The organism is Staphylococcus sp. Marseille-Q5304, assembly GCF_943737015.1.
GTDB classification, from domain to species: Bacteria; Bacillota; Bacilli; order Staphylococcales; family Staphylococcaceae; genus Staphylococcus; species Staphylococcus hsinchuensis.
In genome coordinates this window covers 1,500,411-1,523,237 of sequence record NZ_CALSFP010000001.1, presented here as the reverse complement: position 1 = coordinate 1,523,237, position 22,827 = coordinate 1,500,411, and the positions used below count along the sequence as shown (strand labels likewise).

Below are 22,827 nucleotides of genomic sequence, written 5' to 3'. Positions count from 1 at the left end.
GTTTCACCTCTATATATTAATTGAAATTTAATTTGTTAAAAATGAGTATAGCAGATTTGTTAGGAAAATAAAACCAATAAATTACATAAATATGCAAATTTCAGAAAATAAAATCTTTTGGCAACAATTTATAAGTAAGTTGAATAATCGTTTTTGTCTATTCTAATGTGTTTGGATATTGTATATTATATGTATATTAGGTTTGGTGAACAATTTGTTTTCAGGGTCAATTGTGTGAAAACTTATTTTGTACAAAGCCAGTTGTTTGAATAGTGAATTTAAACTTAGTAAAATTAGTTTTGAAATATAAACACGGGAGGCAATTCACATGACTCATATTCAATTAGACTATCGTAAGACTTTAGAGTTCTTTGGTGAACATGAAATGCAACAACAACAAGAAGTGGTTTCTACGATTCATAATATAATCCATAAAGGTACAGGCGCAGGAAATGATTTCTTAGGTTGGTTAGATTTACCTGTAGATTATGACAAAGACGAATTTTCACGTATTCTAGAAGCTTCTAAACGTGTGAAAGAGAATTCTGAAGTATTAGTAGTCATTGGTATTGGAGGTTCTTATTTAGGGGCGCGTGCAGCGATTGAAATGTTGACATCATCATTTAGAAATAGTGATGAATATCCAGAAATCGTCTTCGTCGGTAATCATTTATCATCAACTTATACTCAACAATTAGTTGATTATTTAGATGGAAAAGATTTTTCTGTAAACGTTATTTCTAAATCAGGTACGACAACAGAACCTGCAGTTGCATTTAGACTGTTCAAACAATTATTAGAAAATAAATACGGAAAAGAAGAAGCTAAAAAACGCATCTTCGCCACAACTGATAAAGAAAAGGGTGCGCTAAAACAATTAGCGACAAATGAAGGTTACGAAACATTTATTGTACCTGATGATATCGGCGGCCGTTACTCAGTTTTAACTGCAGTAGGATTATTACCAATTGCAGTAGCAGGTATTGATATCGAAGCCATCATGAACGGTGCAGCGAAAGCACGTGAGGAACTATCATCAGACAAATTAGAAGAAAACATTGCCTACCAATATGCGACAATTCGTAACATTCTTTATACAAAAGGGTATACGACAGAAATGTTAATTAACTACGAACCATCATTACAATATTTCAATGAATGGTGGAAACAATTATTTGGTGAATCTGAAGGAAAAGACTTTAAAGGTATTTATCCATCAAGCGCTAACTACACTACTGATTTACATTCATTAGGACAATATGTTCAGGAAGGGCGTCGTTTCTTATTTGAAACAGTAGTTAAAGTAGATACACCTAAACATGATATTAAGATTGAAGCAGACCCAGATGATCTAGACGGTTTAAATTATTTAGCTGGTAAGACAATTGATGAGGTTAATACGAAAGCATTTGAAGGTACTTTACTTGCACATACTGATGGTGGCGTGCCTAATTTAGTTGTAAATGTACCTCAATTAGATGAAGAGACATTTGGCTACTTGGTTTATTTCTTTGAATTAGCTTGTGCTATGAGTGGTTACCAACTCGGTGTGAATCCATTTAATCAACCAGGCGTTGAAGCATATAAACAAAATATGTTTGCGTTATTAGGTAAACCAGGATTTGAAGATAAGAAACAAGAACTTGAAGAACGTTTATAAAAAATTCATTTGAAGAAGCTTTGACATAAGTACAAAATTAAGGCCAACCCTTAAGATTAATTTCTTTTGGGTTGACCTTTGTATTAAAAATAAAGCACATGCATTGCTAACTATGTTTTTTCTTATACGTATTTTTAAGTACAAATATCATGATGATTATAAATATTAGTAATATAGCAATAAATATATAGGTAATGATTTGTTTCCAATTAATCACAGGTTCAACTTCAACACTAGGTGGGTGGGCGCCTTTTAAAAATGTACGCTTATAATTGAGAGTCAATGTGTTATCATCTGAAATTTTGAAACTGTAATCATGTAACTTTGTAGGAACGACATCGTATAGGTCATGCTTTACTTTATATACTTTACCGTTTATTGTATGTCGACCTTTAGTTAAAACTTTGCGGTATTCATAATGGTCAAAAGCATGTTTAATTAATCCATTAGAAATTTGTTGTCGTGCATGCTTTGCTTTATCACTTGGATAAGGTTGTGTATTAAACAATGTAGAAATTACGCGTAAATGATTTCTTTTCGCGGTTAATACTAAATTATATCCATTATCACTTGTTCCAGTCTTTAAACCATCGACATCTTTCATTCCGTCTGGAAAAGAGGGGAGAGATGTATTCGTATTGTGTAGAGACTTGTGATATTGTAAATCGCTTTTTAGACTTGTGATTTTTAAAGCTTCAGGATAGTGGTTTAATATATAATGTGATAATAATGACATATCGTTGGCAGTCGTATAACTATAAGTTTGATTTTGATACTGTTTAGGCGCAAACGGTTTGAGTAGTTTAATGTTTGCACCGCTTGGATTTGTAAAATGAGTGTTTTGCATACCGATTTGTTTCGCTTTTTTGTTCATACGGTTTGTAAAATGAGAAGAATTTCCATCAATTTCTTCTGCGAGTACTAAAGTAGCAGCATTACTAGATTCAAGCATAGCTTGCTTAACCAATTGGAGTATAGAAAAGGTTTGGCCTGTTTTTAAAGGGAAAGTTGTCAAATTAGGTATTTGGGACATTTTTTGTTCCCTTAAATCGATTTTAACTGTGTCATAAAAATTGAACTTTTTATGTTTGATATCATCAAGAATGAGGGCGAGGGTCATAAGTTTTGTAGTTGAAGCAGGATCGACTTGTTTATGAATATTGTAGTTATATAAAATTTGTCCATTTTTGGTAGTAACTTGAGCGCTTTTTGGATTATTTTGTTTATTTACATGAATATGTTCATTTTCTGCGATTTGGTATGGGGATTGTCCAGCAAATGTATATAGCGGAGCATAGATTGAAAGTAAAATTAAAAACGAAAGTATGACTCCTAACTTTTTCATTGAATCGTCTCCTTGATTTTCATTAAAAAATATTCAACATATTGCATCATTCAAATAGAAATTGTTGGATAAATTAAAATAAATTCCAATGGCAAGTGTCATTACTATTCAAAGGTAAGAAGTATCAAAGTTATTATGAGTAATTGGATTTTACTTATATATTCTAATTCTAACAAAAACGATGATGATTGGGTTGTTTTTTATATAAACATTCATAAATAACACAATAAAATTATAAATCTTTAATTTTAATAGTCGAAACTACCTGGGACTAGAGACCGATTTTTAAGTAAAAAGATATTAAATGGTTCCAATAAGGTGTTTTTACACTTATAATGAAATACCGTAGTTTGTATTATTGTGTAAAGGTTGAAAAAACGTCAGGAGAGTGTCTATGTGAAACGCATCATCAAACATATCATCGCTTTAATATGTGCTTTAATTTTTGTGCTGATGTTACAAGCCTTTGTCATTTCTGGTGCTGTGATACAAGATAATCAGATGAAACCGACTTTACAAAAAGACGACCGTGTTATAATAAATAAACTAAAAACTACTTTTAATTTACTAGGCAATAGTGATATTATATTGTATCGTAAGGGTGACAAAGTCCATGTAAGCCGAGTTATTGGGAAACCTGGTCAATCTGTTGAATATAAACATGGTAAACTTTATCGAGATGATAAATATGTTGATGAGCCTTATACTCATGGCAAACAAATTGAATCGTTATCATTAAGAAAAGTGAAACACTCCGAAGGCGATATATTACCACCCGATACATATTTTGTATTAAATGATCGCCGAGGTAATGATAAAGATTCAAGAACATTCGGACTGATTAAAAAACGAGATGTGATTGGCAACGTGAGTTTAAAGTATTATCCATTTGATCAATTCACGGCTAATTTTAACTAAATAGATGAGGTGTACAAATTGAGAAAAGAAGTAATAGAATGGATTGTCGCAATAATTGCAGCGCTTGCTATATTTTTTTTAGTAACAAATTTTGTTGCAAAGTCATATACAGTTAAAGGTGATTCAATGGATCCTACATTGAAAGACGGAGAACGCGTAGCTGTAAACTTATTTGATTACAAACTAGGCGACATTAAAAAAGGTAACGTTATTGTGTTCCACGCTACAAAAAATGCTGATTACGTAAAACGTGTTATCGGTACGCCTGGAGATTCAATCGAATATAAAAAAGACAAACTTTATGTTAACGGTAAGAAAGTCGATGAACCTTACTTAAACTATAATGAAAAACACAAACATTATGATTATATTACTGGAAGCTTTAAAACAAAAGATATAGATAGAGAAACACATAAAAATAAAATTCCTAAAGGCAAATTACTAGTGCTTGGAGATAATCGTGAAGTCAGCAAAGACAGCCGTTCATTTGGCTTAATTGATAAAGATAAAGTTGTAGGTAAAGTTTGGTTTAGATATTGGCCATTAAATGGTATGAAATTTGGATTTGATCCAGATACAGATTACGGTAAATAAAGAATTATAAGAGCTAGAACATGTTAAAAATGTTCTAGCTTTTTTATGCATGGATGCTGAAATTAGCTGTTGATCATTATCATTGTGTAACACTTTATATGTTAAAATGGAAAACAAAGGAGTGGGATGGTTATGGAATTAAATGCCTATATTGGAAGAGCAGGGACAGGTAAATCTTCAAAGATGATTGACGAGATTCGACAAAAAATGCGTGAACAACCATTAGGTGAGCCTATCATTTTAATTGCCCCGACCCAAAATACATTTCAACTTGAACAAGCGTTTGTAAATGATTCATCGCTAAATGGCAGTTTAAGAACAGAAGTGCTTCACTTTGAACGTCTAAGTCATAGAGTTTTTCAAGAAGTGGGCGGCATATTAGAACAGCAACTTTCTAAAGTCGGCACAGAAATGATGATTTACGATATTATTCAACGACACCAAAGTGAGTTGAATTTATATCAATCCCAAGTGAAATATTATGGTTTTAGTGAGAAATTGTATGAACAAATACAAGACTTTAAAAAATATTCAGTTTCTCCAGAAGCGTTAGAAACATACATAACAGAAAATCAATTACCAACACGATCAAAACACAAACTCCAAGATATTGCATTAGTATATAAAAAGTTAGAAGAACGTATGCAAGGGAATTACGTATCTTCAGAAGACAGTTTAAAACGATTTATTCAAATGATGGATCAATCAGAATGGTTGAAAAAAAGTGAAATTTACATTGATGGTTTCCATAACTTTTCAACAATTGAATATGAAATGATTCGTGGGCTTGTAAAGAATGCAAAGAAAGTGACTGTACTATTAACTACAGATGGTGATAAAGACCCATTCAGTTTATTTAGAAAGCCATCTGAGTCGTTAACGCATTTAGAAACAGTTGCACAAGATTTGAATATTCAATTAAATAAAACCTATTTTGACCAAACGTATCGCTTTGAAAACAAAGATTTGGAACATCTTGAAAGCAATTTTAATGCGTTGCAGCCACAAACAATACCAGCTCAACAAAGTGTTGAAATACTAGAATCTTCAGCGATGCGTGAAGAAGTAAATGAGATAGCGAGACGCATATTAAAGGAAACACGTGAACAAAATAGAAGGTATCAAGATATTGCAATTTTGTATCGAGATGAGTCATACGCATTCTTATTGGAATCTATTCTAGAGCAGTATGATATTCCATACAATATCGATGTCAAAAAATCTATGACACACCATCCTATTATGGAAATGATTCGGTCAATGATTGAAGTGATTCAGTCAAATTGGAACTTCGAACCGATGATGAGACTATTTAAAACGAACGTCCTTACGAAATCTATTAAAGAGAGTAAATATCTTATTGATATATTGGAAAACTTTGTATTAGAACGTGGAATATATGGTAAGCGTTGGTTAGATGATTCATTTTTTGATATCGAACAATTTCGAATTATGGGCATTAAACGAAATAAACTGACAGACGAAGAACGCGAAACATTTAATCGTGTTGTACAGTTGAAAAATAATGTTATTGATAAAATATTAATTTTCGAAAGTAAAATGAATGAAGCTTCAACTGCAATATCCTTTGCGACGGCATTTTATGAATCCATGGAGGCATTTGAATTACCTAGTCAATTAATGACAGAAAGAGATACGTACGATGCAGAGGGTAATCATCAAAAGGCTGAAGAAATTGATCAAATATGGAATGGTTTAATTCAAACACTTGATGATGTTGTAACTGTGTTCGAAGATCAATCGATGAAAAAATCTAGATTTTTAGAATTGTTAGATATTGGTTTGGATCAATTGGAATTCGTTATGATTCCTCAAACGTTAGATCAGGTGAGCATCGGAACGATGGATTTAGCCAAAGTTGATAATAAAGCACATGTATATCTAGTTGGTGTGAATGATGGTGTCATGCCACAAACAGTATCTTCTTCAGGATTAATTACAGATGAAGAAAAGAAAAATTTCCAACAACAAACAGATATTGAGTTGAGTCCAACTTCTGACGTGTTGCAAATGGATGAAGCGTTCGTATTTTACATTGCGATGACACGTAGTCAAGCAGCAGTGACATTTTCATATTCATTAATGGGCGTGAGTGGTGATGAGAAAGAACCGAGTCCATTTTTAGACCAAGTGTGCGCATTATATACAAATCTAGATGCTACGAATATTCAATATAATCATCAAGCACATCCGTTAACGTTAATTGAGCATCCGCACCAGACAAAAATCTCTTTATTTGAAGCATTAAAGTCGTGGTTAGATGATGAAATTGTCGCCGATATTTGGTTAGACACATATCAAGTTATCCGTGATAATAATGAACTCAACAAAGGACTTAATTATCTATTAACTGCATTAACTTATGATAATGAGACAGTTCAACTTTCAGAAAAACAAGCGAAATCACTATACGGTTCAACGATAAATGCAAGTGTATCGCGCTTTGAAGGATATCAAGCATGTCCGTTTAAACATTTCGCATCGCATGGTCTGCGTCTAAATGAACGTACGAAATATAAATTGGAGAACTTTGATTTAGGTGATATCTTCCACAGAGTATTAAAGGCAATCTCAGATAAAATTCAAGGGGACTTTAAAAATTTAAATACGAATCAAATTCATAAATTAACGGCGGAAGCACTGTCAGATATTTTACCTGGCGTTCAATTTAATTTACTTAATTCAACAGCGTACTATCGTTATCTTTCACAGAAAATTGGTGCAATCGTTGAAACGACACTAACTGCACTTAAATATCAAGGTAACTATTCAAAATTTACGCCAGAGCGTTTTGAAGCAGGATTTAGAAGAAAACCACGCGATAACCAAGAATTACTTGCTGAAACACTGAAAACTTCTCAAGGTGTACCAATAAATATCCGCGGTCAAATTGATCGTATTGATACTTATCAACGTGACGGTCGTAGCTTCGTAAATGTTATCGATTATAAATCGTCAAAATATAGTGGCACGTTAGATTTAACTAAAGTGTATTATGGCATGCAGATGCAAATGATGACGTATATGGATATCGTCCTTAATAACAAAGAACGACTCGGACTTACACCTGAAACTAAACCAGGTGGATTATTATACTTCCATGTACACCAACCTCGTATCAAACTTGCATGGAGTGAAATTGATAAAGAGAAACGTAACAAAGAGTTTATTAATTCATTTAAATTGAGCGGTTTAATTAATGATGATGAATCAGTTATAGAAGCCGTGGATACGCGAATTGAACCTAATTATACTTCTGATATCGTTCCGATTGGACTTAAAAAAGATGGCGGGTTAAAAAGTCAAAGTAAAGTTGCTGATGAAGATACGATTTATAAATTAATCCAGCATAACAAACGTAATTTTATTAAAACTGCATCGGATATTATGGACGGACATACAGAAGTTGCACCGTTAAAATATGATCAAAAGTTACCGTGTGAATTTTGTAACTACAAATCCGTTTGTCATGTGGACGGGATGATTGATAGTAAACGTTATCGTGTTGTAGATGAATCCATTGATCCGTTAGAAGCAGTGCGAAATGATGAAAGCGAAGAGGGTGAGTAAATGATGAGTCAAATTCCAATAAAGCCGACAAATACACGTTGGACGGATGGTCAATGGCGCAGTATTTATGCTAAAGGCCAAGATGTACTCGTAGCTGCAGCAGCTGGGTCAGGAAAGACTGCAGTACTTGTTGAACGTATTATCCAACGTATCATTAAAGATGAGATCGACGTCGATCGCTTATTAGTCGTGACGTTTACAAATGCGAGTGCACGTGAGATGAAACATCGTGTTGATCAACGCATTCAAGAAGCATCATTGGAAGCACCAGAGAATACACATTTAAAAAATCAACGTATCAAAATTCATCAAGCACAAATTTCAACATTACATAGTTTTTGTTTGAAATTAATTCAACAACATTATGATGTATTAGATATAGATCCAAACTTTAAAACGAGTAGTGAAGCGGAAAATATTTTATTACTCGAGCAAACAATTGATGAAGTATTAGAGCAACATTATGACAAACTAGACCCGCATTTTATTGATTTAACGGAACATTTATCTTCTGACCGTAATGATGAACTATTGCGCGACACTGTAAAAGAGCTGTATTACTTTAGTGTGGCTAACCCTAACCCGTTAAACTGGTTAGCTCACTTATCAGATCCATATGAAGATGAACAGCAGCAACAAGAATTACTAACATTATTAAATGACATTGCGTCTATATTTATGACCTCTGCATTGGAAGCACTGAATAAGAGTTATGATTTATTTATGATGTTAGAATCAGTTGAAAAACAAGTAGAAGTCATAGAGACAGAACGCCAGTTTATGGCACAGGCTATGGAAGATGGATATTTAAATTCACAACTTATTGCAGATCATCAATTTATCGTACGTTTCCCTGCCAAAAATAAAAAGGTCAAAGAAGCGAATGAAATGATGATGGATGTCTATGATGATGCTAAAAAATATTACGACCAATACAAAGATTTAGTCACAAAAGTACAAACAGATTACTATTCCAGAGATGCGGAAAGTTTAACTAATGATATGCAACAGTTGGCACCACGCATACAATATTTAACACAGATCACATCAGATGTAATAAATCAATTTAATCAGAAAAAACGTCGCCGTAACATATTAGATTTCTCAGATTATGAACACTTCGCGTTACGTATCTTAATGGATGATGACGGAGAACCTACGGAAATAGCAGACCTTTATAGAAAGCAGTTTGAAGAATTACTCGTCGATGAATATCAAGATACGAACCGCGTGCAAGAACAAATTCTAACGTGTATTAAACGTGGAACCGAATCTGATGGGAATTTATTTATGGTCGGAGACGTAAAACAATCGATTTATAAGTTTAGGCAAGCCGATCCAAGCCTCTTTATTGAAAAATATAACAGATTTACAACTGATGGCTCTGAATACGGTATGCGCATCGATTTATCTCAAAATTTCCGTTCCAGGAAAGAGGTATTAACTACAACCAACTATTTATTTAAACACATGATGGATGAAGCGGTTGGCGAAATAAAATATGATGCTGCAGCACAACTCTATTACGGAGCACCATTTGATACGGAAAATCATGATGTACATTTGAATATGCTTATCCAAGATGATCAATCAGATTTAAAAGGTTCTGAACAAGAAGCGGAGTACATTGTGCAACAAGTGGAAAAAATTATAAATGACTATAAAGTTTATGACATTAAAACTGAGCAATATCGTCCAGCTGAATACAAAGATATCGTTATACTTGAACGTTCTTACGGCCAAGCACGTAATATTCAACAAGCGTTTAAAGATCACAATATACCATTTCATGTTAACAGCAAAGAAGGGTACTTCGAACAAACTGAAGTACAGTTAATCTTGTCATTTTTAAAAACTATAGACAATCCGTTACAAGATATATATTTAGTCGGGTTGATGCGTTCAGTCATTTATCAGTTTACTGAAGACGAACTTTCAAATATTCGAATTATCAGTCCGAATGATGATTATTTTTACCAGTCGATTCAACATTATATTCAACATGATGATGTTGATCAAAATCTCGTTGAAAAGTTAAAAGCATTTTTAACAGATATCGAGCTTTATCAAGAATATAGTCAAACACATGCCGTTTATCAATTAATTGATAAATTTTATAATGACCATTTCGTCATTCAATATTTTAGTGGTATTACTGGTGGGAAAGGCCGTCGCGCTAACTTATATGGATTGTTTAATAAAGCAGTGGAATTTGAAGATTCTAGTTTCCGAGGGTTATATCAATTTATAAGATTTATAGACGAATTGATAGATAGAGGAAAAGATTTTGGTGAAGAAAATGTCGTTGGACCAAATGACAATGTCGTACGTATGATGACGATTCATAGTAGTAAAGGTTTAGAGTTTCCTTTTGTCATTTATTCAGGTTTATCAAGAAAGTTTCGTCGTGCAGATCTTTATAAACCGGTTACTTTGAACCAACAATATGGTCTAGGAATGGAATATTATGATGTGGAACATCAATTAACTTTCCCATCATTATCTTCAGTTACGTATAAAGCTATCAATGAAAAGGAAATGATCTCTGAAGAAATGAGATTAATTTACGTGGCATTAACACGTGCGAAAGAGCAACTCTTTTTAATCGGACGTGTAAAGTCAGAGAAAGAGTTACAAAATTGGGAACAAGTTTCTGTTTCAGGTACGCATCTTCCAGTGAGTTACCGTTTAACTGCACAAAGTCCAATTTCAATGATTTATCCGATACTTTCAAAGTATCAGTCTACAGAACTGTCCAATGAGTTGCGTTTTGAACGGAATATTGATGAGGTTGATACCTCAATGAAACCTTATGTTCAATTAAATATTGATCTTTATGAGGATATCGCAACTGAATCAGTGGGTGAGATTGAGCGTGCGCATACATTAAACGAAATGGAATCATTTAATTCAGGTAACGAAGAAGTTAGAATGCAAATCGAACGTCAGTTAGCTTTCCGATATCCATATCAAACTGCTATACATCAACCATCTAAACAATCAGTTTCTGAGTTGAAACGACAATTAGAAACAGCTCAAACAGATACGAACTATGATCGCGTTCGTCAATATCGTATCGGTACGAGAACATATGAACGACCTGCTTTCTTGAGTCATACAAAAGTACGTAGAGCCAATGAGATTGGTACGTTGATGCATACAGTAATGCAACACTTACCATTTACTGAAGATGGTTTAACACGTGAGCAACTCTTAAATTACATCGACCGTTTAATTGATAAGAATATTATTACAGAAGATGCTAAAAAAGATATTCAAATAGATGATATTATGCATTTTATCGAAAGTCCGCTATATCGCAAAATTGCAAATAGTGATGCAATCTATCGTGAACTTCCATTTGTAGTTAATCAGAATAAAGTAGATAAAAGGCCAGATGACCAAGATGCTTCAATCATTCAAGGTATGATTGATTTAATCTTTGTAAGTGACGGTGAATATTACTTTGTAGACTACAAAACAGATGCTTTCAATAGACGTCGCAGTATGACAGATGAGGAAATAGGTCAACAATTGAAAGATCGTTATAAAATACAGATGGCATATTATAGAAATACGTTGGAGACAATATTAAATAAAGAAGTAAAAGGATACCTCTATTTCTTTAAATTTGGTCAACTCTCAATTGATTAATCTTAATAAAGGAGCAACGTAAATGACAACATCTAAGAGAGTATTTGAGTTAGATGCACTGAGAGGATTGAGCTTATTTGGAATACTATTAATGAATATTTTGCCATTTAGTTTTCCATACGATGAATCTTTTTTACCTGATAAAGTAGATGGGGTGGATGAACTGATTATTCGTATTGTCACGACGTTAATTATCAGTTCATTTTATCCTATATTTACCTTTTTATTTGGGTATGGTCTGGCGATAATGTTTGACCATAGCGTGCAACGTGATTACGGGTACTATCCAGTGATATTTAGACGGTTAACCTTTTTATTAGCATTAGGTTTAATCCATGGTTACTTCATATTTTCAGGGGACATTTTAGTTGATTATGCAATTACTGGGATGATTGCTGTACTTTTAATTAAGAAAAGACCAAAAGCCTTATTTATTACAGCGATTGTATTATTTACAGTAAAAATAGTACTTATCGCTATACCAAAATCACTCTTTACTTGGTTGAATGGTCGCTATGACACTGCAAACTTTACGGGCACATCTATATCGAAGCTTATTAATACGAAGCAACATGGAAGTTATATGAGTAATATTGCTTTAAATACTTATGAAAAAACAATGCACATTTTAGATTTAGTGACGTTTGGTGCTTTTTTTGAATTTCTGCCTTATGTCTTATTAGGTATGGTTGCTCAAAAGGTAAACTTAATTGACTACATACGAAATAATCAACGAAAAGCGATGAAGTGGGGTTGTACCTTTCTCATAATAGGATATTTAGTTAAATTGCCATATGCTATAGATTACGCCAATCAGGCATTGTCAACTTTGAGTACAATGCTTGGTGGTCCACTAGTTGCAACAGGTTATGTATTATTATTTATAATATTATGTCAAAAAAGTAATTTTGTGCGCTTCATTTCAATGTTTAAATATCCGGGGAAGTTAAGTCTCACAATTTATTTAACACAAAGTATAATTTTCACACTTATTTACGGCGGTTTAGGTTTTGGGTTCGGTTTATATGACCGTTTGGCACTATATCAGTCCTATATGATTGCTATTGTAATATTTATACTTCAAATGATATTGAGTTACTATTATTTGAAGAAATTTAAGAAAGGTCCATTTGAATGGATATGGCGAAAATTCACTTATCTTAAGTAATTTCATACTTTAACAAATTTGTTAGAATTTTAAGAATTTTAATGCGTATTTATTTGTTATTTCATCCTTGATGAAGTTATAATAAATATTAATAAAAGATGAGGAGCTGATATTGAATGAAATTCCTATCATTCAGACATGACGGAGAGGCATCTTATGGTGTGAAAGTAAAACGCGAAGAAGCGGCTTGGGACTTGAAGAAAGTTTTTGCTGATTTTTCAGAAGGAGAATTTCACCCTAAACAATTACTAAACGGACTACAACAAAATCAAACGATAGATTTTCAAGAGCAAGTACGTAAGTCAGTTGTAGCTGCTGAAGAAAGTGGTAAAGGAGAAGATTATAAAGTACAATTTTCAGATATTGAATTTTTACCACCAGTAACGCCGACAAATAACGTCATTGCTTTTGGACGTAATTATAAAGAACATGCAAGCGAGTTAAATCATGAAGTAGAACGCTTATATGTATTCACTAAAGCAGCTTCATCATTAACTGGTGACAATAGTACGATTCCTAACCACAAAGATATTACTGATCAACTAGATTACGAAGGTGAACTTGGTGTAGTAATTGGTAAATCAGGTGAGAAAATACCTAAAGGTTTAGCATTAGATTATGTGTATGGCTATACAATCATCAATGATATTACTGATCGTAAGGCGCAATCATCACAAGATCAAGCATTCCTTTCTAAAAGTTTAACAGGTGGATGTCCTATTGGACCTTACATCGTTACTAAAGATGAATTACCAACACCGGAAAATGTAAATATCGTAACGAAGGTAAATAATGAAATCCGTCAAGATGGCAATACAAGCGAAATGATTCTTAAAATTGATGAATTAATTGAAGAAATTTCAAAATACGTTGCATTACACCCAGGCGATATTATTGCTACAGGTACACCGGCAGGCGTTGGTGCTGGGTTGGAACCACCACAATTCCTACAACCAGGTGATGAAGTAAAAGTAACAATCGATAACATTGGTACATTAACAAATTATATTGAGAAATAAATTAAATCACGCATAAACAAGGTAGATAGTTATACTGAAATACATGTAATAACTATCTACCTTTTGCATTGTTGGTGAAAAGGCTAGGTATATCTTTAGAAAAATCTTTAAAAATGATTAACAGTTCAGTATCATGGGAATGTGTATGGAGCAATCGTTTATGTTTTGCTACATTAACAATATGACATACAATATTGAGTTAAATGTACAATTGTATGTTTTTACTAACGCTACAAAGACATGTTTATTTTACTTTATTAGTTCAAATTGTAGGGGGGACCAACTATGTTACATATTCATATTATGACATGGGCGTTGGCGATTATACTATTTTTCGCCACTTACTTTAACTTTTCAGAAAAGCAAGGTGCGACGCCATACTTCAAACCAATTCATATGTTACTAAGATTATTTATGGTATTAGTACTGATTTCTGGTTTTTGGTTATGGATTCAAGCATTTACTATGGACAACGCAGGTAGTCATATCGTATTGTTACTTAAAATGTTATGCGGTGTAGGCGTTATCGCTTTAATGGAAGTGACAATAGCAAAAAGAAAAAAAGGACAACCTAGTAATGGGATGTTATGGATTACTATCGTGTTAATCCTTATTACAATGACTTTAGGTACGATTTTACCAAGAGGCCCAATTACACAAATGTTCGGCCTATAAGAGATGAATAAATAAATTAAAGCCCATCATAAGAAGCATAAACTTTTTATGATGGGCTTTTTATATAACATTATACACATTTAATAAATGTCACCATTATTTATTTCGCGCTTTGTAACCAATCATATTAATAACGTCTTTTGGGCTACTATAAGGTGGGGCGTATGCAACTTCAAATTCTGTAAGTTCATCTATGGTAAGTTGATTCATCATCGCCATCGATAATATATCAATACGTTTATCTACGCCTTGTTGCCCCACAGCGGCCGCACGCAAGATGCGGCGATTAGACTTATCAAAATAGACACGTAATGTTATTTGAGTATTACCCGGGTAATAACCAGCATGTGTACCCTGAGTAGTTTCTACATATTCATAATTAAATTGGTCTAATAATTGAGGGTTAACACCTACGCTCGCTAAAGAATAATCAAAGAATTTAACTATATTAGCACCTAAAAATCCTTTGAATACCATATTTGGATTACCTGCAATTTGTTCAGCAATAACACTGGCGGCACGATGCGCACCCCAAGCAAGTGGGATGTGGGCTTCGAGATCTACATGACGATAACAAGCTTTTATGATATCGCCTAAAGCGTATACATTCGGTATATTCGTTTGGAAACGATTATTCACTGGTATATAACCTTGATCGTCTAATTGTATGCTGGAAGATGCAATGAAATCAGAATTTGGTTTAATGCCGACACCTTCAATTATCATATCGTAGCTTTCGACTTTTCCAGATTTGAAGTAAACCTTTTTTCCCTCAACTTTATCGATTTCTTCATTAAATCGATAATTGATTTCACGTTTATCTAATTCATCGATAATCGTTTGGTTTAAATCTTCATCCATGAGTTTATTAATATGTGTGGAGCGGTGAATTAAAGTCGGTGTGATGCCTCGTGCATAAAAATTTTCAAGCACTTCTAAACTAATATAGCCCGCACCTACAATTAAAGCGTTTGAAACGTTATGCTGCTCAATATATGCATCAATATCATCTGTATCTTCCAGGTTTCTTAACGTGAAAGCCATGTCGCTATTTAAACCTAAAGTATTTGCGCTACAACCTGGGCTTAATATGAGTTTATCGTAGCTTTCCTCAAATGTTTTATCTTGTTGAAGGTTATGAACGGTTACAGTTTGATCATCTTCATTGATACTCGTTACTTTATGATGAGTTTTAACAGTGATTTGTTTTTTATCGAAAAATATTTCAGGTGTTGTTTCGACAACTTTATCGCGAGAATCTACCACTTTTCCGAGATAATAAGGTAATGAACAATTGGCAAAACTCATGTCACGATCTTTTTCGAATACAATGATTTCACTTTCTGAATCTAATCTTCTTATTTGGCTAGCAACAGTGGCGCCTCCTGCGACAGCTCCTACTATAACAATTTTATTCATATCTATACCTCCTTAAGTATAAATTAAATATGGGTCGAGATATGATTTTCATAAGGTATATTTAATTTGAAATAATCATTTAAATATCTGCCGATTCCATCTTCATTATTTGAATATGTGATTTCGTTTGCAACGTGCTTGATTTCGTCTAAACTATTTTCCATTGCAATGCCATGTTTCGCGTATTTAATCATTTCTAAATCATTATCTTCATCACCGAAAGCAATGATATGATTTCGGTCAATATTTAATTCATCTGTGATGTAATCGATACCTGTTGCTTTACTGATACCTTTTTTAACAATTTCTATAACTGGGAATGGTGAACCCCATCTTCTGTGCTCAATATTCTCAGCGTAGAAACGTGTTAACATTTGTTTAATGCGCGGTATCATATTTTCTTCAGCTTCTACTAAAATAGAAGTAGGTGATTCAGTTAAAGTTGTGAGTAAATCACCTGTTTCTATTTTAGGATCACCCATAGAGAAACCGTCAAATAATTTCTGATCAAAGTTATCGAGGAACACACGATCTTGTATTTCAGCTATGATATTTGAAACGCCATAGTCATTTAATGATTGAATAATACTTCTTGATAATTCTAAATCTAGAACTTCATGTAAGGTTTCAAATTGATCATTCTTAGGGTGGTGTACGTATGCACCATTAAAATTTATAACGGGTGTATCTAAATTTAATTCATGATAATATTTTTGGCTCGCTCGATAAGGACGCCCAGTAGCAATCATCAGTTGGTGTCCTTGCGATTGTAATTGTTTTAATATTTTTTTAGTATAAGATGAAATTTCCTTTTCATCATTTAAAAGTGTTCCATCTAGGTCTAAACATATTAAGTGAGTTTCCATGCAAAGCTCCTTATTGAATTTTCAGTAATGTATCAATATCATAGCATTTTATTGGCGTTTTGTAAGATATTTGATATATTGTAGTTATCATATTTTTAAGGAGAGGTGAGACAAATGGATGAAGGATTAAAAGATAGCATTTTAAATGCACTAGAAATGGTTATTGACCCTGAATTAGGTATCGATATCGTAAATTTAGGTTTAGTATATAACGTCGATGTAGACGATGACGGATTATGTACGGTTGAAATGACTTTAACTTCAATGGGTTGTCCTCTTGGACCGCAAATTACTAACCAAGTGAAAAGTGTTTTAGCTGAAATACCAGAAATATCAGATACTGATGTAAATATTGTATGGAACCCACCATGGGGTAAAGAGATGATGTCTCGCTATGCAAAAATCGCTCTAGGTATTGGCTAATATAATTGCTTAATTATATATAGACTAGCCTGAATGAAGGAAGATGTACGAGAATGTAACTGTCGACCAGAAGATGTGGTGGTAAGTTGCTTCCTAAGTCTTTACTTCAAACAGGCTAGTTTTTTATATGTTAATTTTTATACGATTATTTGGAAAAGGTAACATTTTACTTGTATACTGTTTATTATGTGAAATAAAAATAATCATTAAAAAAGTTAGCGAGTCGTTACATAAAAGATTGCAGTAATATTACAAAAATATTACAATAAATAAATGGTATGAATTAAATTTAAACGATTAATATAAAAAATGAAAGTTTGGGGAACATGAATCAAAATTCAAATTATGGTGAGAACAAGGCACATCCTTCAAGATATATGCCAGGATTAGATGGATTAAGAGCCATCGCCGTTATTGGAATAATTATCTACCATTTGAATAAACAATGGCTCACAGGCGGTTTTCTTGGTGTAGATACATTTTTTGTTATTTCAGGATATCTTATAACGAGTTTACTCTTGAAGGAATACGAACAAACGGGAATTATTAATTTAAAGAACTTTTGGATTAGACGTATAAAGAGGTTATTACCAGCAGTGCTCGTATTAGTTAGTGTTGTAACGTTAGCAACACTCATATTGAAACCTGCGCATATTGTAGATATTAAACACGATGCTTGGGCGGCTATATTTTATGTTTCAAACTGGTGGTATATTGCATCAGATGTAAATTATTTCGAGCAATTTGCATTTATGCCATTAAAACATTTATGGTCATTAGCAATTGAAGAACAGTTTTATATATTCTTTCCTATTATATTGATAACGTTATTACTTACTTTAAAGAAATATAGAAATGTTGCATTAATATTTTGGATAGTTTCTTTGATTTCATTACTATTAATGGTCATTATTTCGCAACCCAATGTTGGACACTCACGTGTATATTTTGGTACTGATACACGTTTGCAAACTATCTTGTTAGGTGTACTATTTGCGTTTATTTGGCCTCCATTTAAATTAAAGAAAAATCCTGCACCAATATTAAAGCATATAATTGACGGAATCGGAGTATTTGGATTACTAAGTACATGTCTATTATTTTTCTTTGTTAATGATAATAGCAACTGGATTTATAATGGAGGATTTTATTTAATTTCTGTACTAGCTCTATTTATTATTTTAAGTGCAGTTCATCCTACAGGACGTTTTGCCAAAGCTTTAGGCAATCCAGTATTTGTTTATATAGGTAAGCGTTCATACAGTTTATATTTATGGCATTTTCCAGTGATTAGTTTTGTCCATTCTTATTTTGTTGATGGTCAAATACCGTTCTATGTTTATTTTATAGATATTATTTTAACGTTACTCTTAGCAGAACTGTCATATAGATACGTTGAACAACCGTTTAGAAAGCAAGGTTTCAAAGCATTTACGTTCAATCGTTTCAAAACGAAAGCGTTAATCCGTACAGTTGTATTATTAATATTTGCAGTACCGACGTTAATCATTTTTGCAGGTGCATTTGATTCTTTAGGTAAAGATACAACGAAACATAAAAAGACGACATTTAATACTGAAAAGGCAGATAATAAGATTGTACAACCATTACCTATTGATGTATCGAAATTGACTGGACAAAAAGATAGCAACAGCGATACTAAGGTATATACAAAAATTAAGCCATTATTAATAGGTGACTCAGTAATGGTCGATATAGGAGAAAACTTCAAAACACGTGTACCGAAAGCCAAAATTGATGGTAAAGTTGGTCGAAATTTATATGATGTATTACCAGACGCGAAAAGTAAGTACGGTGAATATAACAAGAAAGATGATAAAGTTATATTAGAATTAGGTACAAATGGTGATTTCAATGAAGATCAATTAAACAAATTAATTGGTGAATTTGGTAAAGCCGATATTTATCTCGTTAATACACGTGTTCCTCGTAACTACGAAAGCCATGTGAATAAGCTTATGGCTCAAGCAGCGAAGAAACATAAAAACGTCACATTAGTCGATTGGCATAAACGTTCAGAGGGGCACACAGAATACTTTGCATCTGATGGTATTCATTTACAACAATCAGGTGTAGAGGCATTATCAGATGAAATATTAAAACAATTAAAAGATAAAAAATAATATTAGAAAATAGACAAACCCTTAATAATTTGAGAAGGGTTTGTCTATTTTTTATTGAGTTTAAATGCTATAAAATGAGTGAAATGATAATAACAAATAATATTAAAAAATTTGTGTTTTATGAACTTAAATTGTTGAATAATAGATGAGTAAGTATTATAATTAAACTAAGGTCAAAGAAAGTCAAAGTCAAAAATAAATCTTTGATCTATCACACATAGTGAGGTGAATGATTTGGATATTAATCAAATGACTTATGCAATGCAAGGCACTTTACAACAAGCTGTTGAAATTGCACAAGAAAATCAAAACCAAAATGTAGAAATAGAAGCCATTTTAAAAGCGGCATTACAACAAGATGAAAGTTTATTTAAAAGTGTATTTGAGAGAGCAAATATTGATACAGAACAATTGATAGAAGCTTATAATCAGAAATTGAAAAATTATCCAACTGTCCAAGGTGACAATGTACAGTATGGCCAATATATTAGTCCTAAAGCGAACCAATTGCTTAACAAAGCTGAAGCTAATATGAAAGCATATGAAGATGAATTTATTTCGATGGAACATTTAACTTTGGCTGCCATGGAAGAAGATGACACAACTAAAAGATTCGTAAATAATAAAGATGAAGTAATTAAAGAAATTATTAAAAAAATAAGAGGAGGGAATCACGTGACTTCACAAAATCCAGAAGCAAACTATGAAGCATTAGAAAAATACGGACGTGACCTTGTAGAAGAAGTTCGTCAAGGTAATATGGATCCCGTTACTGGTCGTGATGAAGAAATCAGAAATGCGATTCGTATATTAAGTAGAAAAACAAAAAACAACCCTGTACTTATCGGTGAGCCTGGTGTAGGTAAAACTGCAATTGTAGAAGGGCTTGCTCAAAGAATTGTACGTAAAGACGTGCCTGATTCATTACTTGATAAAACAATATTTGAGTTAGATTTAAGTGCACTTGTTGCAGGTGCAAAATATCGTGGCGAATTTGAAGAGCGTTTGAAAGCGGTATTGAAAGAGGTTAAAGAATCAGAAGGCAGAATCTTACTATTCATTGATGAGATTCATATGCTCGTAGGTGCAGGTAAAACAGAAGGTGCAATGGATGCTGGCAACATGCTAAAACCAATGCTTGCACGTGGTGAATTACATTGTATCGGCGCAACAACATTAAACGAATACCGTGAATATATTGAAAAAGATTCTGCCTTAGAACGTCGTTTCCAAAAGGTTAACGTTTCAGAGCCAGATGTAGAAGATACGATTTCAATATTACGTGGCTTGAAAGAACGCTACGAAGTTTATCATGGGGTACGTATTCAAGACAGAGCGTTAGTTGCAGCAGCAGAATTATCTGACCGCTATATCACAGATCGATTCTTGCCAGATAAAGCTATCGACCTTGTTGACCAAGCATGTGCGACAATACGAACAGAAATGGGTTCTAACCCAACTGAGTTAGACCAAGTCAATCGTCGTGTAATGCAACTTGAAATTGAAGAATCTGCATTAAAAAATGAATCAGATAACGCAAGTAAACAACGACTACAAGAATTACAGGAAGAATTATCAAATGAAAAAGAAAAACAAAATGCGATTCAATCACATGTTGAAGAAGAAAAAGGTAAAATTTCTAAACTTCAAGAAAAACGTACAGAGTTAGATGAAAGCCGTAAAGCGTTAGAAGAAGCTGAAACGAACTATAATTTAGAAAAAGCAGCAGAACTACAACATGGAAAAATACCACAAATTGAAAAAGAATTACGTGAAATGGAAGCAACTTTCCAAGACGAACAAAATGGAGACACAGATCGAATCATTAGAGAAATTGTTACTGATGAAGAGATTGGTGACATCGTAAGTTCATGGACAGGTATTCCAGTTTCTAAATTAGTCGAAACTGAAAGAGAAAAACTATTAAATCTATCTGATATCTTACACGAACGTGTAATTGGACAAGATAAAGCAGTAGATTTAGTATCGGATGCAGTTGTAAGAGCGCGTGCCGGAATCAAAGATCCTAATAGACCAATCGGTAGTTTCTTATTCTTAGGTCCTACTGGTGTAGGTAAAACAGAATTAGCAAAATCACTAGCTTCAACATTATTTGATTCAGAGAAACATATGATTCGTATCGACATGAGTGAATATATGGAGAAACATTCTGTGTCTAGATTAATTGGGGCACCTCCAGGCTATGTAGGTCATGATGAAGGCGGTCAATTAACAGAGGCTGTGCGTCGTAACCCTTATTCGGTGATTTTATTAGATGAAATAGAGAAAGCACATTCAGATGTATTCAATGTATTACTTCAAATTCTTGAAGAAGGTCGTTTAACAGATTCCAAAGGTAGAGTCGTAGATTTCAAAAACACAATTATTATCATGACAAGCAATATTGGTTCACAAATCTTGCTTGAAAATGTTAAAGATGCAGGCGTTATTACTGAAAGTACTGAAAAATCTGTAATGACGAGTCTAAATCAATACTTCAAACCAGAAATTATTAACAGAATGGATGATATTGTATTATTCAAACCATTAACTGTAAACGATATGTCACACATCGTCGATAAAATTATTAATGAATTAAATATTCGATTAATGGATCAACGTATCTCTATCAACGTTTCAGACGAAGCTAAAAAATGGTTAGGTGAAGAAGCATACGAACCACAATTCGGTGCACGTCCACTAAAACGATTTGTACAAAGACAAATAGAAACTCCATTAGCTAGAAAGATGATTAGAGAAAACTTAATCGAAGGTACAACAGTTAATGTCGGATTATCTGAAGATGGATTAACATTCGAAGTTAACCAACCTCAAAATGCATAACAAAAAACCATGGTACTGATGAAGTACCATGGTTTTTTTATTTATATTGAATCTATTGCTGTTTATCTGGATGTTTGGTAGTAGGTTTAATGGCTAAATCAAATAAGATTACAAAAATTGTAAATATTACTGCCACAATGAGTGGTGTAATTAGATTTAAAGTCCCGCCACCTTGTAAACTATTTAATACGAAATTGACCATTTGTATTAAAACAATAGACCAAAATAGAACTGCGAGGTATCTCATTATGTAATGCCTCCAATAAGTTTTATATAACTTCATTATAAATAACTCAGTACTATTTGTATAGTAGCAATCAAGTAGTTCAATCATTTATCTATGATTCTACATTTCATTTTCACACTATTAAGATGAAGAAAAATGTGCCATTATGTAACTGTAGATTCTTTTTATAAAGAGACAACTACATAAGGATCGACATTCTTGTAATTGAAAGAAAAATTATGTTAAATTAATACCTGGTATTAAAAATATAGTTTAAGAAG

Annotated in this window: 15 protein-coding genes; 11 read left to right on the top strand and 4 right to left on the bottom strand. The window is 33.0% G+C overall.

Annotation, left to right across the window (positions count from 1 at the left end; all coding sequences use genetic code 11):
• Positions 1–328 precede the first annotated feature (328 nt).
• Positions 329–1,660 (top strand): glucose-6-phosphate isomerase, encoded by a 1,332-nt coding sequence (locus NGI30_RS07510; protein ID WP_251519379.1) that lies wholly within the window; start codon positions 329–331, stop codon positions 1,658–1,660.
• A 106-nt stretch (positions 1,661–1,766) separates the two neighbouring features.
• Here the strand turns inward: NGI30_RS07510 and NGI30_RS07505 are convergent, their stop codons facing one another.
• Complete coding sequence (locus tag NGI30_RS07505) at positions 1,767–3,005, bottom strand: DUF1958 domain-containing protein (protein WP_251943222.1); 1,239 nt, start codon at positions 3,003–3,005, stop codon at positions 1,767–1,769.
• 396 nt (positions 3,006–3,401) lie between these two features.
• On the opposite strand from NGI30_RS07505, the gene lepB (NGI30_RS07500) reads away from it, so the two are divergent.
• The 7 genes from lepB (NGI30_RS07500) to NGI30_RS07470 all read left to right on the top strand — a co-directional run bounded on the left by lepB (NGI30_RS07500) (position 3,402) and on the right by NGI30_RS07470 (position 14,624).
• Entirely contained in the window at positions 3,402–3,923 is a 522-nt protein-coding gene (lepB, locus tag NGI30_RS07500; RefSeq protein WP_251943220.1) for a signal peptidase I, read from the top strand.
• An 18-nt stretch (positions 3,924–3,941) separates the two neighbouring features.
• Positions 3,942–4,517: a signal peptidase I gene (gene lepB / locus NGI30_RS07495; RefSeq protein WP_251519535.1), complete on the top strand. Its 576-nt coding sequence runs from the start codon at positions 3,942–3,944 to the stop codon at positions 4,515–4,517.
• Between the two features lie 132 nt (positions 4,518–4,649).
• On the top strand, positions 4,650–8,108 hold the full coding sequence (addB, locus tag NGI30_RS07490) for a helicase-exonuclease AddAB subunit AddB (RefSeq protein WP_251519383.1): 3,459 nt from the start codon (positions 4,650–4,652) through the stop codon (positions 8,106–8,108).
• Entirely contained in the window at positions 8,109–11,762 is a 3,654-nt protein-coding gene (gene addA / locus NGI30_RS07485; protein WP_251943218.1) for a helicase-exonuclease AddAB subunit AddA, read from the top strand. It abuts the gene before it with no gap.
• 22 nt (positions 11,763–11,784) lie between these two features.
• Entirely contained in the window at positions 11,785–12,930 is a 1,146-nt protein-coding gene (locus NGI30_RS07480) for a DUF418 domain-containing protein (protein ID WP_251943216.1), read from the top strand.
• Between the two features lie 116 nt (positions 12,931–13,046).
• Positions 13,047–13,949, top strand: coding sequence for a fumarylacetoacetate hydrolase family protein (locus tag NGI30_RS07475; RefSeq protein ID WP_251943214.1), 903 nt, complete (start codon positions 13,047–13,049; stop codon positions 13,947–13,949).
• Between the two features lie 285 nt (positions 13,950–14,234).
• Positions 14,235–14,624: a YisL family protein gene (locus tag NGI30_RS07470; RefSeq protein WP_251519387.1), complete on the top strand. Its 390-nt coding sequence runs from the start codon at positions 14,235–14,237 to the stop codon at positions 14,622–14,624.
• A 96-nt stretch (positions 14,625–14,720) separates the two neighbouring features.
• On the opposite strand, the gene NGI30_RS07465 is transcribed toward NGI30_RS07470, so the two are convergent.
• Entirely contained in the window at positions 14,721–16,043 is a 1,323-nt protein-coding gene (locus NGI30_RS07465; RefSeq protein WP_251519388.1) for a CoA-disulfide reductase, read from the bottom strand.
• Between the two features lie 23 nt (positions 16,044–16,066).
• The gene (locus tag NGI30_RS07460) at positions 16,067–16,909 is read right to left on the bottom strand and encodes a Cof-type HAD-IIB family hydrolase (RefSeq protein WP_251519390.1); all 843 of its coding nucleotides are present in this window, start codon (positions 16,907–16,909) and stop codon (positions 16,067–16,069) included.
• Between the two features lie 114 nt (positions 16,910–17,023).
• On the opposite strand from NGI30_RS07460, the gene NGI30_RS07455 reads away from it, so the two are divergent.
• The 3 genes from NGI30_RS07455 (at position 17,024) to clpB (ending at position 22,320) form a co-directional block, all read left to right on the top strand.
• Positions 17,024–17,332 carry a metal-sulfur cluster assembly factor gene (locus tag NGI30_RS07455; RefSeq protein WP_251519392.1) on the top strand — a complete coding sequence of 103 codons (309 nt, stop codon included), beginning with the start codon at positions 17,024–17,026 and terminating at the stop codon, positions 17,330–17,332.
• Positions 17,333–17,658: 326 nt separating this feature from the next.
• A complete protein-coding gene (locus tag NGI30_RS07450) occupies positions 17,659–19,476 on the top strand; it encodes an acyltransferase family protein (RefSeq protein WP_251519393.1) in 1,818 nt (605 codons plus the stop codon).
• Positions 19,477–19,710: 234 nt separating this feature from the next.
• The gene (clpB, locus tag NGI30_RS07445; RefSeq protein WP_251943211.1) at positions 19,711–22,320 is read left to right on the top strand and encodes an ATP-dependent chaperone ClpB; all 2,610 of its coding nucleotides are present in this window, start codon (positions 19,711–19,713) and stop codon (positions 22,318–22,320) included.
• Positions 22,321–22,372: 52 nt separating this feature from the next.
• On the opposite strand, the gene NGI30_RS07440 is transcribed toward clpB, so the two are convergent.
• On the bottom strand, positions 22,373–22,567 hold the full coding sequence (locus tag NGI30_RS07440) for a YjzD family protein (protein ID WP_251519395.1): 195 nt from the start codon (positions 22,565–22,567) through the stop codon (positions 22,373–22,375).
• Positions 22,568–22,827: the final 260 nt, after the last annotated feature.

Excerpts from the sequence above, each read along its gene's own strand:
- NGI30_RS07510 (WP_251519379.1), top strand. The coding sequence starts at position 329 with ATGACTCATATTCAATTAGACTATCGTAAGACTTTAGAGTTCTTTGGT.
- NGI30_RS07505 (WP_251943222.1), bottom strand. The coding sequence starts at position 3,005 with ATGAAAAAGTTAGGAGTCATACTTTCGTTTTTAATTTTACTTTCAATC.
- addB (WP_251519383.1), top strand. The coding sequence starts at position 4,650 with ATGGAATTAAATGCCTATATTGGAAGAGCAGGGACAGGTAAATCTTCA.
- addA (WP_251943218.1), top strand. The coding sequence starts at position 8,109 with ATGATGAGTCAAATTCCAATAAAGCCGACAAATACACGTTGGACGGAT.
- NGI30_RS07480 (WP_251943216.1), top strand. The coding sequence starts at position 11,785 with ATGACAACATCTAAGAGAGTATTTGAGTTAGATGCACTGAGAGGATTG.
- NGI30_RS07475 (WP_251943214.1), top strand. The coding sequence starts at position 13,047 with ATGAAATTCCTATCATTCAGACATGACGGAGAGGCATCTTATGGTGTG.
- NGI30_RS07470 (WP_251519387.1), top strand. The coding sequence starts at position 14,235 with ATGTTACATATTCATATTATGACATGGGCGTTGGCGATTATACTATTT.
- NGI30_RS07465 (WP_251519388.1), bottom strand. The coding sequence starts at position 16,043 with ATGAATAAAATTGTTATAGTAGGAGCTGTCGCAGGAGGCGCCACTGTT.
- NGI30_RS07460 (WP_251519390.1), bottom strand. The coding sequence starts at position 16,909 with ATGGAAACTCACTTAATATGTTTAGACCTAGATGGAACACTTTTAAAT.
- NGI30_RS07455 (WP_251519392.1), top strand. The coding sequence starts at position 17,024 with ATGGATGAAGGATTAAAAGATAGCATTTTAAATGCACTAGAAATGGTT.
- NGI30_RS07450 (WP_251519393.1), top strand. The coding sequence starts at position 17,659 with ATGAATCAAAATTCAAATTATGGTGAGAACAAGGCACATCCTTCAAGA.
- NGI30_RS07440 (WP_251519395.1), bottom strand. The coding sequence starts at position 22,567 with ATGAGATACCTCGCAGTTCTATTTTGGTCTATTGTTTTAATACAAATG.